The sequence below is a fragment of the Micromonospora sp. Mcm103 genome (assembly GCF_024519755.1).
Taxonomy (GTDB): domain Bacteria; phylum Actinomycetota; class Actinomycetes; order Mycobacteriales; family Micromonosporaceae; genus Micromonospora; species Micromonospora aurantiaca.
The window spans coordinates 35,031-51,041 of sequence record NZ_JALJRJ010000021.1; the positions used below are offsets into that span (position 1 = coordinate 35,031).

The 16,011-nt window shown below is 72.5% G+C and carries 12 protein-coding genes; 9 read left to right on the forward strand and 3 right to left on the reverse strand.

Features of this window, described 5'->3' with window-relative positions; translation table 11 throughout:
- Positions 1 to 27: 27 nt before the first annotated feature.
- The 6 genes from OC439_RS23635 to topA all read left to right on the forward strand — a co-directional run bounded on the left by OC439_RS23635 (position 28) and on the right by topA (position 7,805).
- Entirely contained in the window at positions 28 to 378 is a 351-nt protein-coding gene (locus OC439_RS23635; RefSeq protein ID WP_013283649.1) for an STAS domain-containing protein, read from the forward strand.
- A complete protein-coding gene (locus OC439_RS23640) occupies positions 378 to 815 on the forward strand; it encodes an ATP-binding protein (protein ID WP_262015346.1) in 438 nt (145 codons plus the stop codon). Before OC439_RS23635 ends, OC439_RS23640 begins: the two co-directional genes overlap by 1 nt.
- A gap of 321 nt (positions 816 to 1,136) precedes the next feature.
- Entirely contained in the window at positions 1,137 to 3,485 is a 2,349-nt protein-coding gene (locus tag OC439_RS23645; RefSeq protein ID WP_262015347.1) for a sodium-translocating pyrophosphatase, read from the forward strand.
- 101 nt (positions 3,486 to 3,586) lie between these two features.
- Positions 3,587 to 4,129, forward strand: a complete 543-nt coding sequence (locus OC439_RS23650; RefSeq protein ID WP_262015348.1) for a hypothetical protein — start codon at positions 3,587 to 3,589, stop codon at positions 4,127 to 4,129.
- Positions 4,120 to 4,728, forward strand: coding sequence for a hypothetical protein (locus OC439_RS23655; RefSeq protein WP_262015349.1), 609 nt, complete (start codon positions 4,120 to 4,122; stop codon positions 4,726 to 4,728). The genes OC439_RS23650 and OC439_RS23655 overlap by 10 nt, the downstream gene beginning before the upstream one ends.
- A gap of 269 nt (positions 4,729 to 4,997) precedes the next feature.
- On the forward strand, positions 4,998 to 7,805 hold the full coding sequence (topA, locus tag OC439_RS23660) for a type I DNA topoisomerase (protein WP_262015350.1): 2,808 nt from the start codon (positions 4,998 to 5,000) through the stop codon (positions 7,803 to 7,805).
- Positions 7,806 to 7,851: 46 nt separating this feature from the next.
- Here topA and OC439_RS23665 read toward each other — a convergent pair whose 3' ends face one another.
- The gene (locus tag OC439_RS23665; protein WP_262015405.1) at positions 7,852 to 8,772 is read right to left on the reverse strand and encodes an endonuclease domain-containing protein; all 921 of its coding nucleotides are present in this window, start codon (positions 8,770 to 8,772) and stop codon (positions 7,852 to 7,854) included.
- A 112-nt stretch (positions 8,773 to 8,884) separates the two neighbouring features.
- The gene (locus OC439_RS23670) at positions 8,885 to 10,201 is read right to left on the reverse strand and encodes a D-arabinono-1,4-lactone oxidase (protein WP_262015351.1); all 1,317 of its coding nucleotides are present in this window, start codon (positions 10,199 to 10,201) and stop codon (positions 8,885 to 8,887) included.
- A gap of 219 nt (positions 10,202 to 10,420) precedes the next feature.
- Between OC439_RS23670 and OC439_RS23675 the strand changes: the two genes are divergently transcribed.
- Complete coding sequence (locus OC439_RS23675; RefSeq protein ID WP_030274442.1) at positions 10,421 to 10,996, forward strand: TetR family transcriptional regulator; 576 nt, start codon at positions 10,421 to 10,423, stop codon at positions 10,994 to 10,996.
- A gap of 77 nt (positions 10,997 to 11,073) precedes the next feature.
- Here OC439_RS23675 and OC439_RS23680 read toward each other — a convergent pair whose 3' ends face one another.
- A complete protein-coding gene (locus tag OC439_RS23680) occupies positions 11,074 to 12,282 on the reverse strand; it encodes an amino acid deaminase/aldolase (RefSeq protein ID WP_262015352.1) in 1,209 nt (402 codons plus the stop codon).
- Positions 12,283 to 12,430: 148 nt separating this feature from the next.
- On the opposite strand from OC439_RS23680, the gene tmk reads away from it, so the two are divergent.
- Together tmk and OC439_RS23690 are read left to right on the forward strand one after the other, a co-directional pair.
- Positions 12,431 to 14,656 (forward strand): dTMP kinase, encoded by a 2,226-nt coding sequence (gene tmk, locus OC439_RS23685; protein WP_262015353.1) that lies wholly within the window; start codon positions 12,431 to 12,433, stop codon positions 14,654 to 14,656.
- On the forward strand, positions 14,653 to 15,921 hold the full coding sequence (locus OC439_RS23690) for a DNA polymerase III subunit delta' (protein WP_262015354.1): 1,269 nt from the start codon (positions 14,653 to 14,655) through the stop codon (positions 15,919 to 15,921). Before tmk ends, OC439_RS23690 begins: the two co-directional genes overlap by 4 nt.
- The last annotated feature ends 90 nt before the right edge of the window (positions 15,922 to 16,011 follow it).

Sequence of the window (16,011 nt, forward strand, 5' to 3'; positions counted from 1 at the left end):
CCAGGAGAGTTTACCGAGGAGGGACCGATGGAGCTGTCGCTGGCGACCCGCGCCGTGGGGGAGCACACGGTGCTCGAGGTCGGTGGTGAGGTGGATGTCTACACCGCCCCCCGCCTGCGGGAACGGCTCCTGGAGTTGATCGACGGCGGGGCCCGCCACGTGGTGGTCGACCTCGGCCGGGTGGATTTCCTCGACTCGACCGGGCTGGGTGTGCTCGTCGGCGCGCTCAAGCGGCTGCGCTCGGCCGGTGGCTCGTTCGCGTTGGTCTGCGACAAGGAGCCGCTGCTCAAGATCTTCCGGATCACCGCCCTGGACCAGGTCTTCCCGCTGCATCCGACGGTCGACGCGGCCATCGCCGCCGACTCCACCGGCGCGTGATGGCGACCGTCAAGCTGTCCTTCTCTCCGGCCCCGGTGCACGTGCGCACCGCCCGCCTGGTCGGCGTCGCGGTGGCCCGGCGGGCCGGCGTACGCGAGGACCTGCTGGACGAGGTGCGCCTGGCCATCGGTGAGGCGTGCACCCGGGCGGTGGCGCTGCACCGGCAGTACGGCCTGGCCGACCCGGTGTACGTGGAGATGTCCGACGGCGGCGGCTACACGGTCCGGGTGGTGGACCGGGCTCCGATCGAGGCGGGTCTCGGCCTGGCCGCGCTCGGCCCGGACGAGCTGGCCAAGGAGTCGCTCAGCGAGGACGCGCTCACCACCGGCGTGGGCTTCGCGCTGCTCGCCGGTTTCGTGGAGGACCTCCAGGTCCGCCCGGTCGAGGACGGCGTCGGCACCGAGGTACGGATGTCCTGGCCGGCCGGCCGCGCCTGACCCGATTCGCACACGCAGGCCGCGTTCCCCGAGAGGGGAGCGCGGCCTCGTCGTATTGGCCGCGCCATATATCAGATTTCTTCGCATAACACAGTTACGAAGATCATCGAGACACGGTGCCCCCTCGGTGTGACCTCCGCCACGCCGGAGGGCTACAGTACGCGGGTTGTCAGCAAGTGATCCCATCCCGTAGCCAGCGGGAACGGGAGTTCATCGCTGGTCCGCCGGGGTGGGTTGGCGCGCGCTTGCGAGTCCGCATCCAGGCGTCGGCCCGTGCGTCTCCACAGGTCGGCGCGAGTTGTTCGGTACAGGAGGACATAGATGTCCGGGACCTTGGCCGCCGACGGCGGCGCACTGTCCCTTACCGGAGCCAACGTGACGTACGTCGTCATCGCCGCGGTCATCGCGCTGGTGGCGCTCGTCTTCGCGGCCGCCCTCACCAGGGCGGTCCTGGCGGCCGGTAAGGGAACCACAAACATGCAGGAGATCTCCGGCGCGGTGCAGGAGGGCGCGTCGGCGTACCTGCTGCGGCAGTTCCGCACCCTGGCGATCTTCGTGGTGATCGCCGTCGTGCTGCTGTTCCTGCTGCCGGTGCACGACACCGACGGCAACGAAACGCTGGTGAAGCTCGGCCGCTCGGCGTTCTTCGTGGTGGGTGCGCTGTTCAGCGCGTTCATCGGCGGCGCCGGCATGTGGCTGGCCACCCGCGCGAACCTGCGGGTGGCGGCGGCCGCGCGGGAGCGGGAAGGCGGGCGCGAGGGCGCCATGAAGATCGCCTTCCGCACCGGCGGCGTGGTCGGCTTCCTCACCGTCGGCCTCGGCCTGTTCGGTGCGGCGCTGGTCGTGCTGATCTTCCGGGGTGACGCACCGACCGTGCTGGAGGGTTTCGGCTTCGGCGCCGCGCTGCTCGCCATGTTCATGCGGGTCGGCGGCGGCATCTTCACCAAGGCCGCCGACGTCGGCGCCGACCTGGTCGGCAAGGTCGAGCAGGGCATCCCCGAGGACGACCCGCGCAACGCCGCCACCATCGCCGACAACGTGGGCGACAACGTCGGCGACTGCGCCGGCATGGCCGCCGACCTGTTCGAGTCGTACGCGGTCACGCTCGTCGCGGCGCTGATCCTCGGCCGGGCCGCGTTCGGCGAGACCGGCCTGGTCTTCCCGCTGATCATCTCCACCATCGGCGTGCTCGTCGCGATCGTCGGCGTGTTCATCACCCGGCTGCGCACCAGCGACCGCAACGGCCTGACCGCCATCAACCGGGCCTTCTACCTGTCCGCGCTGCTCGCCGCGGTGCTCGTCGCGATCGCCGCGTTCGCGTACCTGCCGGCCACGTTCGCCGAGCTGGAGGGCGGGCTGACCGACGTCGACCGCAACCCGCGGCTGGTGGCCATCGGCGCGGTGGTGATCGGTATCGTGCTGGCCGCCGCGATCCAGGCGCTGACCGGCTATTTCACCGAGACCAACCGGCGCCCGGTGCAGGACATCGGCAAGAGCTCGCAGACCGGCGCGGCCACCGTCATCCTCGCCGGCATCAGCGTCGGCCTGGAGTCGGCCGTCTACTCGGCGCTGCTGATCGGCGCCGGCGTCTTCGGCGCGTTCCTGCTCGGCGGCAGCTCGATCACGCTGTCGCTGTTCGCCGTCGCGCTGGCCGGTACCGGCCTGCTCACCACCGTCGGCGTCATCGTCGCGATGGACACGTTCGGCCCGATCTCCGACAACGCGCAGGGCGTGGCCGAGATGTCCGGCGACATCGACGAGCACGGCGCGCGGACGCTCACCGAGCTGGACGCCGTCGGCAACACCACCAAGGCGATCACCAAGGGCATCGCGATCGCCACCGCGGTGCTGGCCGCGACCGCGCTGTTCGGCTCGTACACCGACACGCTGCGCTCCGCCTACGAGGACGCGGGAGTGAACGACGTGGGCAGCGAGATCCTCAACTCGCTGAACGTGTCGAACCCGCGCAACCTGGTCGGCCTGATCATCGGCGCCGCAGTGGTCTTCCTCTTCTCCGGCCTGGCCATCAACGCGGTCTCCCGCTCGGCCGGTGCCGTGGTGATGGAGGTACGCCGGCAGTTCCGCGAGATGCCGGGCATCATGGACCGCACCCAGCGGCCCGAGTACGGCAAGGTCGTGGACATCTGCACCCGGGACGCGCAGCGCGAGCTGATGACCCCCGGCCTGCTGGCCATCCTGGCCCCGATCGCTGTCGGCTTCGGCCTCGGCCCGGGCGCGCTGGCGGCGTACCTGGCCGGCGCGATCGGCGCGGGCACGCTGATGGCGGTGTTCCTGGCCAACTCCGGTGGTGCCTGGGACAACGCCAAGAAGCTGGTGGAGGACGGCGCGTACGGCGGCAAGGGCTCCGACGCGCACGCCGCCACCGTCATCGGCGACACCGTCGGCGACCCGTTCAAGGACACCGCCGGCCCGGCGATCAACCCGCTGCTCAAGGTGATGAACCTGGTCTCGCTGCTGATCGCCCCGGCCGTGGTGGCCTGGAGCGTGGGCGACGACCAGAACAACCCGCTGCGCATCACGATCGCCGTGGTGGCCGCGCTGATCATCGCGGCGGCGGTGGTGTTCAGCAAGCGCAAGGGTGTGGCGATGACCGACGAGGACAGCGACGCCGGCACCCCGGACCAGCGTCCGGAGACGGTGAACGCCTGATCGCACGCGACGGTTCCCGGCCGGCCCCGGCCGGCCGGGAACCCGGTGCCCGGCAAACCTGACCGGTGGCGGTTCCGCCCGGAGGTCGTACGCTGCTTCGCATGCGTACGCGCCGGGCGGCAACCGCCGGAAAGCTCACGGTGGTCCTGGCCACGCTGGTCCTCGTGGTCACCGGGTGCGGTGGCGGTCCCAGCCCTCGGGTCTGGGCCGCGTCGGTGTGCCAGGCGCTCACCCCGTGGCGCGCGGAGATCTCGAAGCTGACCAGTAGCACCCAGCAGCAGATGACCGCGCAGACGACTCCGCCGCAGGCCAAGGAGAACCTGGTCCGGCTCTTCGCCGGCGCCGAGCAGGCCAGCGAGACGGCCCGGCGCAAGGTCGAGGAGGCGGGCGTGCCCGAGGCCGAACGCGGCGCCGAGGTGTCCGCCGGGTTCCTCGGGTCGCTGAGCAAGATGCGCGACGCGTACGGCCGGGCCCGGGGCGCCATCGACCGGCTCGACACCGCCCAGGCCGGGCCGTTCTACGACGGCGTGCGCGCCGCCGTGGACACGCTCAACAAGGAGTACGACGCGAGCGCGCTGGACACCAGCAAGCTCAACTCGACCGAGCTGAAAGAGGCCTTCGACGAGGTCCCGGAGTGTCGCTGACCCCTCCCACCCCGAACCCCGCCCGCCAGCCCTCACTGTTCTCCACCGAGGCGGCCGATCCGGCCCTGGCGGATCTCGCCGGCCTGCTCGCCGGGCCGGGTGAGGTGGGGCGGATGGGCGGCACGGCCCGGATCTCCGTGGTGGTCGACGCCGCCTGGCGGGTGCACGTGCTGGTGGCCGAACTGGGTGCCCGGGGCGTGCCGGCGAGCTGGGAGCCGACCGAGGACGGGCGGCACCGGGTGCGCACCGCGTACACGAGCATGCTGGCGCCGCTCGCGCGGGCCTGGCTGCGCGGCGGTGTGAAGCGGCCGCCGGCCCGCTTCCACCTGGACGGACGGCGGCTGCGGCTCTGGGCGGCCGCGGCCGGCACGGCCGAGCCGGCCGGGTTCCGGCTGCGGCTCGGACCGGCCGACGAGCCGTCCTGGCCGGTGGTCCGCGCCGCGCTGGCGGCGGTCGGCCTGCCCGCCGCGTTCGTGGAACCGGACGAGGGCGGACCCGCGTTCCGGATCGGCGGGCGGCGCATGTCGCGGCTCGCCGAACTGGTGGGGGAACGGCCGGCCACGGCGCCGGCGGCGGAGTGGCCGGGCTCGCCCGGCTGACCGCCGGGTGTCCGAAGCCGGACACCCGGAGACGGCTCCGCCGGGTGTACGCGATCGTCACAGTGACCCGCCTGTCGCCCTACCCACGGTGTACCGTGACGCCGTCCGGCAGGGTGCGGCCGGCGGTCGCCGGGAGGGCGGCCCGTTTGCCGCCCACGAAACCCGGAACGCGGACGGCGCGTTACGTTGGACATCCGGACCGCCTCTGGTCCGGGTGGCGCAACAGGGCCCGAAGCGGGCATGGCGTAGGAGTGAGGTCGGGGAGAGACGTGCCGAGCAACGCTGGAACCACCCGTCTGGTCATCGTCGAGTCACCGGCGAAGGCCAAGACGATCTCGGGCTACCTCGGCCCGGGGTACGTCGTGGAGGCCAGCTTCGGCCACGTCCGGGACCTGCCCCGCAACGCCGCCGACGTCCCGGCGAAGTACAAGGGTGAGCCGTGGGCGCGCCTCGGCGTCGACGTCGACAACGGCTTCCACGCCCTCTACGTGGTGTCGCCCGACCGTAAGCAGCAGATCAGCAAGCTGGTGAAGCTGGCCAAGGAGGTCGACGAGATCTTCCTGGCGACGGATGAGGACCGCGAGGGCGAGGCCATCGCCTGGCACCTGGTGGAGACGCTCAAGCCCAAGGTGCCGGTCAAGCGGATGGTCTTCCACGAGATCACCAAGCCGGCCATCCAGGCCGCGGTGGCGAACCCCCGGGAGATCGACCGCGACCTGGTCGACGCCCAGGAGGCGCGGCGCATCCTCGACCGCCTCTACGGCTACGAGGTCTCGCCGGTGCTGTGGAAGAAGGTCATGCCGAAGCTGTCGGCGGGCCGGGTGCAGTCAGTGGCGACGCGGATCGTGGTCGAGCGGGAGCGCCAGCGGATGGCGTTCCGCACCGCCGAGTACTGGGACATCCTGGCCACGCTCGCCGTGGCGAAGCCGGGCGAGGGCCCGCGCACGTTCAACGCCACGCTCGTCGCGCTCAACGGTGACCGGATCGCCACCGGCAAGGACTTCGAGCCGACCACTGGTCGTGTTCGCGCCGGTGCGGGTGTCGTCCACCTGGACGAGGGCGGGGCCCGGGGGCTCGCCGCCCGCCTGGCCGACCGGCCGTTCACCGTCACCCGGGTCGAGGAGAAGCCCTACCGCCGCCGCCCGTACGCGCCGTTCATCACCTCCACGCTCCAGCAGGAGGCGGCCCGCAAGATGCGGTTCTCGTCGCAGCAGACGATGCGCACCGCGCAGCGCCTGTACGAGAACGGCTACATCACCTACATGCGTACCGACTCGGTGAACCTGTCCGAGACGGCCATCGCGGCGGCCCGCCGGCAGATCGTCGAGCTGTACGGCGAGCGCAGCGTGCCGCCGGAGCCGCGCCGCTACACCGGCAAGGTGAAGAACGCGCAGGAGGCACACGAGGCGATCCGCCCCGCGGGCGACAACTTCCGCACCCCGGGCGAGGTGGCCAAGGAGCTGTCCGCCGAGGAGTTCAAGCTCTACGAGCTGATCTGGCGGCGCACCATCGCCTCGCAGATGACCGACGCGGTCGGCTCCAGCGTGTCGGTGCGCATCCGCGCCGTCTCCTCCGCCCAGGAGGAGGCCGACTTCGGCGCGACCGGCAAGACCATCACCGACCCGGGCTTCCTGCGCGCGTACGTCGAGTCCAGCGACGACGAGAACGCCGAGGCCGAGGACGCCGAGCGGCGGCTGCCCACGCTGGTCAAGGACCAGCCGCTGACCGCCGACGAGCTGGCCGCGCAGGGCCACCACACCCAGCCGCCCGCCCGCTACACCGAGGCGTCGCTGGTCAAGGCCCTGGAGGAGCTGGGCATCGGCCGGCCCTCCACGTACGCGTCGATCATGCAGACGATCCAGGACCGCGGGTACGTGGTGAAGCGCGGCCAGGCCATGATCCCGTCGTTCCTGGCGTTCGCGGTGATCGGGCTGATGGAGCGGCACTACCCGCGCCTGATCGACTACGACTTCACCGCCAGCATGGAGAACGAGCTGGACGAGATCGCCGGTGGTGACCACGCCGCCGTCGACTTCCTCACCTCCTTCTACTTCGGCAGCACCAACGGCACCGGCGACCAGGCCATCGCGCACGCCGGTGGCCTGAAGAAGCTGGTCACCGAGAACCTCAGCGAGATCGACGCGCGCAGCGTCAACTCCATCCCGCTGTTCACCGACGACGAGGGCCGCGAGGTCGTCGTCCGGGTCGGCCGGTACGGGCCGTACCTCCAGCGGGCGCTGCCCGGCTCGGCCTCGGCCTCGGCCTCGGGTGAGGGTGAGGGAGAGGAGGGCGGCTCGCAGGGTGACCGGGCGCCGATCCCGGAGGGCCTGGCGCCGGACGAGCTGACCCCGGAGAAGGTGCACGAGCTGTTCCTCGGCGGCGGCGGTGAGCGCAAGCTCGGCGACGACCCGTCGACCGGCGAGCCGATCGTGCTCAAGTCCGGCCGGTTCGGCCCGTACGTGGCGAGCGGCGAGCGCAAGTCGTCGCTGCTGCGCTCGCAGACGCCGGACAGCCTCACCCTTGAGCAGGCGCTGCAGCTGCTGCGCCTGCCCCGGCTGATCGGCGTGGCCCCGGACGGCGCCGAGGTGGTCGCCAACAACGGCCGCTACGGCCCGTACGTCAAGCGCGGTGACGAGTTCCGCTCGCTGGACTCGGAAGACAAGATGTTCACCGTCACGCTGGACGAGGCGCTGGCGTTGCTCGCCGCCCCGAAGACGCGTCAGCGCCGGGCGGCCGCTCCGCCGCTGCGGGAGATGGGCAACGACCCGCTCACCGAGAAGCCGCTGGTGATCAAGGACGGGCGCTTCGGGCCGTACGTGACGGACGGCGAGTTCAACGCGTCGCTGCGGCGCGGGCAGACGCCGGAGGAACTGACGCTGGAGCAGGCGTCGGAGATGCTGGCCGAGAAGCGCGCGAAGGGCCCGGGGCCGAAGAAGAAGGCCGCGAAGAAGGCCGCCCCGGCGAAGAAGACGACGGCGGCCAAGAAGACGACGGCCGCGAAGAAGACCACGGCGGCCAAGAAGACGACGGCCAAGAAGGCCGCCCCCAAGAAGGCGACCTCAACCCCGAACGAGTGATCTTGGTACGGAGGCGCCCTTCCAGGGGCGGGTCCGTACCAAGATCTCAGCCCGGCCAGCCCGCGGATCGCAGGGCGGCACGCAACTGGGTCACGACTCGGGTGGGGTCGTTGCGGACGGCCCAGGCGGGGAAGCGGAGCACCCGGTCACCGGTGGCCCACACGTCGTTCTGCCGCTGCATGTCCGCCCAGGCGGTCCTCGGGTCGAGGTGCTGCCCGCCGTCGATCTCGACGTGCACACGCCACCGCTCGAACCAGACATCCAGGTAGCGCCGCCGCCCGGTGGCGTCCCGCCGCACGACCTGGAGGGACGGTTCGGGCAGCCCGGCCCGCCGGACGAGATCGAGGAAGTCGAGTTCGGCGAGGGAGTGGGCGCCGCCCGCCGCGTCGGTGGCAGTCGTCATGATCAGGCGGCGGCGACGAGCCCGGGGAAGCCGTTCCAACACCCGGTGCAGGTCGTCGCCCCACACCAGGCGTTGCTGGAAGCCCGCCGCGACGACGGCACGTGCCTCCTCGTCGGTCGCCGCCCACTGCGCCGCGTCGACGAGCGAGCGGGCCGGCATGGTCCGGCGGGGCCGGCCGACCGCGAGCACGTCCTCCGACGGCAGCACTGTGGTGCGGTGGATCCGTACGCCAGGTGGCAGCGCCCGGGTCTGGTGCCGCGCAGGCAGCAGCAGATGCACCAGCCGGCTCTCGTAGCGCCTGAGTCCCCAGCACTGGGCCGCGGTGAGCCCGCCCAACGTCGCGGCCGGTCCAGCCGCCAGCACCGCGATCCAGCGTCGCTCATCCGGGCCGACGGGACCGTCGTGCGTGACGTAGACCCTGGGGTGCACCTGCCGCCAGCGCCCGCTGGCGATGCGGTGCCGGACCGCCTTCTCGGACAGGAACCGCCGAGCCTGCGCCGCACCCAGCACGCGCGCCTGATGGAAGAGCAACCAGCTCAGTTCGCCCGCGTCGTCCCCTGGCATCTCCACACCGGCAACCTCACCCGAACAGCGCCCGTCGTCGCTGTCCCTGTGGACAACCGCCGAGATCTTGGTACGGAAACGCCCCTCAAAGGGCGTCCTCGTACCAAGATCTTCAGGCGCCCAGGACCTGGGTCAAGTAGGGGTTCTGGAAAATGTTGTGGGGGTCCAGGCGGGTGCGGACGGACTGGAAGTCGGCGAATCTCGGGTAGGCCGCCGCCAGGGAGTCGGCGGTACGCCAGTGCAGCTTGCCCCAGTGCGGGCGACCACCCAGCTCCGCCGCCACCTCCTCGAACGCGCGGAAATAAGGCTCGTACGGCATGCCCACGTACTGGTGCACGGCGATGTACGCCGAGTCCCGCCCGTACGAGTGGGACAGCCAGATGTCGTCGGCGGCGGTGAACCGCACCTCGACCGGGAACAGCACCTTGAACGGCAACCGGTCCACGATCCGGCGCAGCTCGGCCAGCGCGGTCGGCAGCGCCTCGCGCGGCAGGCCGTACTCCATCTCCACGAAGCGGACCCGGCGCGGCGTGCAGAACACCCGGTCGGAGCGGCCGGTGTAGGTGCGTTCGGTGAGCGCGCGGGCGGAGACGGCGCTGATAGTGGGTGCGAGGGCGGGTACGGCGCGGCCGAGGCGGCAGGCGCCGGCGAAGACGGTGTTGGAGAGGAACTCGTCGTCCAGCCAGCCGCGCCAGCCGGGCAGTGGCTGATCGTCGGCGGGTACCCGGTCGTTGGTCTTGACCTGCACCCGGTCGGTGTACGGGAACCAGTAGAACTCGGCGTGGTCGTGCGCGTCGTAGAGGCCGGGCAGGTCGCCGAGCACCTCGGCGAGCGGGGCCGGGCGTTCGTGCGCGCGCAGCACGAAGGCGTCCACGCAGCGCAGCGTGACCTCGACCAGCACGCCGACCGCGCCGAGCCCGACCCGGGCGGCGTCGAACACGTCGCGGTTCTCCTCGGCCGAGCAGCGCAGCACCTCGCCGGTGCCGGTGACGAGCGTCAGCCCGGCCACGAAGGTGGACAGGCAGCCCAGTTTCGCGCCGGTGCCGTGGGTGCCGGTGGAGAGCGCACCGGCGATGGTCTGGGCGTCGATGTCGCCGAGGTTCGGCATCGCGAGGCCGTGCCCGGCGAGCAGTTCGTTGAGCGTGTGCAACGTCATCCCGGCCGGTACGGTGACCAGGCGGCGCGCCACATCGACTTCGACGTCCGTCTCCAGCGCGGCGAGGTCGATCCGGTGCCCGTCGGCGACGGCGGTGGCGGTGAAGGAGTGGCCGCTGCCGGTGGCCCGGATGGTCCGGCCCGCCGCCGCGGCCTGGCGCACCGCCTCGGCCACGTCGGAGACGCTATGCGGGCGCACGGTGAGGAGCGCGGTGCTGTGCTGGTTGCCGGCCCAGTTGGACCAGGTGGCGGTGGTACCGGTCATCGCGGCCACTCCTCGACATGAATATGAACTGAATTCATATCAGGAACGTTGTGCCTGGTAAATACCGCAATCGAGCCCGGCTCGTTGTACCGGTAGTCACAGACTCGTGACGTGCAGATATGTTCATCCGTCGAAGGGGGGTGGCGCCGAGTGTCCACACCAGCCGCCACGACCGGGCCGCTGCGTCGGGTACCGGTGCAGGGTCGAAGTGTCGCGCGGGTCCAGCGGATGCTGGACGCCTGCGCCGAGCTCGTCGACGAGGTGGGGTACGAAGGGCTGACCACTACCCTGCTCGCCGAGCGTGCCGAGGTGGCGATCGGGTCGGTCTACCAGTTCTTCCCGGACAAACGGGCGATCGTGCAGGCGCTGACGCTGCGCACCATGGAGTCCTACCTCCAGCGGCTCGACGAGCGGTTCTCCTCGGACGACCTGACCCACTGGTGGGACGGCGTCGACGCGGCGATCGACGAGTACATCTCGATGCACCGCACCGTCCCCGGCTTCCGTACCCTGCACTTCGGCGACGTGGTCGACCTGCACCTGCTGGACGACCAGCGGGACAACAACGGGGTCATCGCGGAGCAGCTCGCCCGCGTACTCACCGAGCGTTTCGGCCTGGCCGGTGTACCCGACCTGCGGTTCCACCTGGAGGTCGCGGTGGAGGCCGCCGATGCCCTGATCAAGCTGGCCTTCCGCCGCCGCACCGACGGCGACGAGCGGGTGCTGGTCGAGGCCAAGGCGCTCATCCGGGAGTACCTGCACCGGCAGGTGAACGCCCCCACGGAGGCCGTCCACCAGGGCTGAGCGGCACGCCGAGCGGCGGGTTCCCGGGTGCGCCGGGGCCCGCCGTCGTCACGTGGTGGGCGGAGCCGCGGGGCGGCTCAGAGGAAGGCGTGCCCCTCGCCCCGGTAGGTCGGCACGGTGGCGACCACCGCGTCCCCCTCGATCAGGTGCACCTCGTTGACGTGCTCGCACAGCTCGCCCGCCTTGGCGTGACGGAACCACACCCGGTCGCCGACGCGCAGGTCGTCGGCGGCCTTCCCGGCCAGCGGGGTCTGCACCTCGCCGGCGCCCTCCGCGCCGAGCAGCTTCAGCCCGTGCGGCAGCCAGGGCCGCGGCAGCCGGCTGCTCGCCGCCTGGCCGGAGGCGATCCAGCCGCCGCCGAGCACCGTCGCCAGCCCGGGTGCCGGGCGACGGACCACCGAGCAGGCGAAGAACGCCGCCGGGGTCGGCCGCCAGGCACGGTACGCGTCGAACAGCGTCGGCCCGTACAGGCCGGAGCCCGCGGTGACCTCGGTGACCGCGGGGTCCGCGCTGGTGGCGGCCACGCTGCCGGTGCCGCCGCCGTTGACGAATTCCAGGTCGGCGTGCTCGCGTACCGCACCGACCGCAGCCGAGCGGCGCGCGAGCAGTTCCCGGTACGACCCGCGCTGCGCGACCCGGATCGCCGAGCCGAGCATCGCCTGTCCGGGCGGCGCGTCGCCGAGGCCGGCGATCTGTGCCTCGTACGACATCAAGCCGACCAGCCGGAAGCCCGGCCGACCGGCGACGGCCGAGGCGAGCGCACCGGCCGCCGTGGCGCTGTGCACCGGGGAGCGGCGCACGCCGACGTGCACCCGGCCGCCCAGCGGGCGCCAGGAGGCGTCCAGGTCGAGGCAGATCCGCAGCGCGGGGCGGCGCGCGGGCGGGCAGACCGCGTCGATCAGGTCGAGCTGCGCGGTGTCGTCGATCATCAGCGTCACCGCGTCGGCGAGCGCCGGGTCGGCGGCCAGCTCGGCGAGGCCGCCCCGGTGGGCCGTCGGGTACGCCACGAGCACGTCGTCGCTGACCCCGGAGCGGACCAGCCACAGCGCCTCGGGCAGCGTGAAGGCCATCACGCCGTGCCAGCCGGGCCGCTTGAGTGCCCGGGTCAGCAGCTCGCGGACGCGTACCGACTTGCTCGCCACGCGCAGCGGCTTGCCGCCGGAGCGGCCGGCGAGCGCCTCGGCGTTGGTGTCGAACGCGGTGAGGTCGACCACGGCGTACGGCGGGTCGAGGTGAGCGGTCGCCCGGTCGAGACGCTCGCGAAGTTTGTCACGGTCGATGGCCACGTCTGCACGCTAACTGTCTGGACGGCAATGCGAAATACCCTCGCGTCTGTCCGGGCTGCGGGCGGTGGTCCCGGCGGCCTAGGCTCGGCGAGCAGGTGAATGTCGCGGGGGACGACCCTTCCTGCGCGACTAGAGTGTTCCACCGGGGATGCCCAGACCTGGGCCGGCACGTGGAGGTACGGCCATCGAAAGCCAGAACAACGGCGAGTCGCCCGGCGTGTCGTCGTCCGGGACAGCCGCCGACCACTCCGGCGTCGCCGCCATCCGCTCGGTGCTGCGCATCCGGCCGTTCCGCAGGCTGTGGATCGTGCTCAGCGCCGCCTCCTTCGGCGACTGGCTCGGCCTGCTCGCCACCGCGCTGTTCGCCGCCTCCCAGGTCTCCGGCAGCACCGCCCAGGGCGCCGCGTTCGGTGGCGTGACCGCGATCCGGCTGCTCCCGGCGCTGGTGCTCGGCCCGGTGGCCGGCGTGTTCGCCGACCGGTTCGACCGCCGGTGGACGATGGTCATCTGCGACCTGCTGCGCTTCGTGCTGTTCGCCTCGATCCCGCTGTACGCGCTCACCGGCGCCGCGGGCGGGCTGGTGGTCGGCTGGGCGCTGATCGCCACGTTCCTGATCGAGTCGATCACCCTGCTGTGGATCCCGGCCAAGGAGGCGGCGGTCCCCAACCTCATCCCGCGTACCCGGCTGGAGGCGGCCAACCAGCTCACGCTGATCACCACGTACGGCCTGACGCCGGTGGCCGCGGCCGTCGCGCTGGCCGTGCTGACCCGCGGCCTGCCCGGCGCGTTCGGCGGCGACCTGCCGAACTGGGCCGAGCCGGCCCAGCTCGCGCTCTGGTTCAACGCCCTCTCCCGCCTGGCCACCGCGCTCGTGGTGGCGATCGGGATCAAGGAGATCAGCCAAGCCCAGCGCGCCGAGGCGGAGCGCACCGAGCAGAGCATGTTCCGGCAGTTCTCCGAGGGATGGAAATACATCGGCCAGACCCCGCTGGTGCGTGGCCTGGTGCTGGGCATCTTCGGCGCGTTCGCCGGCGGCGGCATCGTGGTCGGCACGGGCAAGTTCTTCGCGAACTCGCTCGGCGCCGGCGATGCCGCGTTCTCGCTGCTCTTCGGCGCGATCTTCGTCGGCCTGGCGCTCGGCATCGGCCTCGGGCCGATGATCGTGCGGGACATGTCCCGCCGCCGCTGGTTCGGCATGAGCATCGTGCTCGCCAGCGCCTCCGTGCTGGTGCTCGCGTTCGCCATCCACCTGTCGATGGCCATCCTCGGCGCGATCCTGGTCGGCGCGGGCGCCGGCATGGCCTTCCTGGCCGGCACCACGCTGCTCGGCGGCGAGGTGGCCGACGAGGTGCGCGGCCGGGTCTTCGCGGTGGTGCAGATCGGCACCCGGCTGGTGCTGATCCTGGCCATCGCGCTCAGCAGCCTCCTGGTCGGCGTCGGCGGCTCCCGCCAGCTCACCATCGCCGACCTGGGCATCTCCATCTCCTCCACCCGCCTGCTGCTGCTCGCCGCCGGCGCGGCCGGCATCATCGCCGGAATCAGCGCGTTCGGCCAGATGGACGACAAGAAGGGCGTACCGGTCCTCGCCGACCTGTGGGGCTCGATCCGGGGCCGCCCGCTGATGCCGGCCGAACCGTTCGTCTCCAGCGGCCTGTTCGTGGTCTTCGAGGGCGGCGAGGGCGCCGGCAAGTCCACCCAGCTCGCCCAGCTCGCCGACCGGCTGCGCGCGCAGGGCCGCGACGTGGTGGTCACCCGCGAGCCGGGTGCCACGCCGGTCGGCGAACGGATCCGCTCCCTGGTGCTCGGCACCACTCCCGGCGAGGCGCCGTCGCCGCGCGCCGAGGCGCTGCTCTACGCCGCCGACCGGGCGCACCACGTGGCCACAGTCGTCCGCCCGGCGCTCGTACGCGGCGCTGTGGTGATCAGCGACCGGTACGTCGACTCGTCGCTCGCCTACCAGGGCGCCGGCCGGACGCTTCCGGTGGACGAGGTCTCCTGGCTCTCCTCCTGGGCCACCGGCGGCCTCAAGCCCGACCTGGTGGTGCTGCTCGACGTCGAGCCGCGTACCGGCCTGAGCCGGGTCGAGGACCGCGCCGAGGGCACCGACCGGCTGGAGGCCGAGTCGCTGACGTTCCACGAGCGGGTCCGGTACGCCTTCCTCGACCTCGCCGCCGGCGACCCGAAGCGCTACCTGGTGCTCGACGCGTCCCGCCCGATCGACGAGACCGCCGACGCGGTCGCCCGCCGGGTGGGCGAGCTGCTCGCCGATCCGGCCGGCATCGTGCACCCCCGTCCGGCGCAGGGCCCGGACACCTCGGTCCAGCCCGAGTTATCCGACGCGGAGCTGGTGACGATGGAGCAACCCCGACGATGACCGACGTCTTCGGCGATCTGGTCGGGCAGGACGAGGCGGTGGCCATGCTGCGGCGGGCCGCCGCCTCGGCCGCCGCCCTGCTGCGCGCGCCGGTGACGTCCCCCGCGGGCGGGTACGACGACCTCGACGCGCTCGCCGAGGAGCACGACGGCGACCCGGGTCCGGCGCCAGCCGATCCGGGCGCCGGCATGACCCACGCCTGGATCTTCACCGGGCCGCCCGGATCGGGCCGATCGGTGGCCGCCCGCGCGTTCGCCGCCGCCCTGGAGTGCGTGCACGGCACCGGGTGCGGCACCTGCCCCGGCTGCCACACCACGCTCACCGGCACCCACGCGGACGTCCGCCTCGTGGTGCCGGAGGGCCTGTCCATCGGCGTCAACGAGATGCGCGCGCTGGTGCTGCGGGCGGCCAGCGCGCCGTCCGGCGGCCGGTGGCAGATCGTGATCATCGAGGACGCCGACCGGCTCACCGAGGCCGCCGGCAACGCGCTGCTCAAGGCGATCGAGGAGCCGCCGCCGCGTACCGTCTTCCTGCTCTGCGCCCCGTCCACCCACCCGGACGACATCTCCGTGACCATCCGGTCGCGCTGCCGCGTCGTACCCCTGCGGCAGCCGCCCCCCGCAGCGGTGGCCGAGGTGCTGGTCCGCCGTGACGGCATCGCGCCGGACGTGGCCGAGTGGGCCGCCGCGGCGGCGCAGGGGCACGTGGGCCGGGCCCGGCGGCTCGCCCGCGACCCGGAGGCCCGGCAGCGGCGTGACGCGGTGCTCGCCGTACCGCGTCGGCTGACCGGCGTGGGCGCGGCGTTCGACGCGGCCTCGGCGCTCATCGAGGCCGCCGAGGCGGAGGCCGCCGCGTCCGTCGCGGAGATCGACGAGGCGGAGCGTACGGCGTTGCAGACCGCGCTCGGCGCGGGCGGCACCGGCCGGGGCGCGGCCGGCGCCATGCGCGGCGCGGCCGGTCAGCTCAAGGATCTGGAGAAGCGGCAGAAGTCGCGTGCCACCCGCGCCCAGCGGGACGCGCTCGACCGGGCCCTGGTCGACCTGGCCGGGTTCTACCGGGACGCGATCGTCATGGCGCTGCGGGCGCCGGTCGCCCCGGTGCACACCGACACCGCGTCGCTCGCCTCGGCGGGCGCGCAGAAGTGGGACGCCGAGGGCTCGCTGCGCCGCCTGGAGGCGGTGCTGGAGTGCCGCGCGGCGATCGAGGCCAACGTCAAGCCGCGGATCGCGGTGGAGGCGATGATGCTGGCCCTCTGGCGCGGCTGAGCCGACCCCTTCCGCACTGTCCACAGGGCATCGACACGCGCGATTGGCGTGCGGTACGGTCCGGTGATGCCGTGGTGACCGAGGCGGCAC

Bases quoted from the DNA above. Each gene is read 5' to 3' on its own strand.
- OC439_RS23665 (WP_262015405.1), bottom strand. From the start codon at position 8,772: ATGCCAGGGGACGACGCGGGCGAACTGAGCTGGTTGCTCTTCCATCAG.
- OC439_RS23675 (WP_030274442.1), top strand. From the start codon at position 10,421: ATGCTGGACGCCTGCGCCGAGCTCGTCGACGAGGTGGGGTACGAAGGG.
- OC439_RS23635 (WP_013283649.1), top strand. From the start codon at position 28: ATGGAGCTGTCGCTGGCGACCCGCGCCGTGGGGGAGCACACGGTGCTC.
- OC439_RS23650 (WP_262015348.1), top strand. From the start codon at position 3,587: ATGCGTACGCGCCGGGCGGCAACCGCCGGAAAGCTCACGGTGGTCCTG.
- tmk (WP_262015353.1), top strand. From the start codon at position 12,431: ATGCCCAGACCTGGGCCGGCACGTGGAGGTACGGCCATCGAAAGCCAG.
- OC439_RS23640 (WP_262015346.1), top strand. From the start codon at position 378: ATGGCGACCGTCAAGCTGTCCTTCTCTCCGGCCCCGGTGCACGTGCGC.
- OC439_RS23690 (WP_262015354.1), top strand. From the start codon at position 14,653: ATGACCGACGTCTTCGGCGATCTGGTCGGGCAGGACGAGGCGGTGGCC.
- OC439_RS23645 (WP_262015347.1), top strand. From the start codon at position 1,137: ATGTCCGGGACCTTGGCCGCCGACGGCGGCGCACTGTCCCTTACCGGA.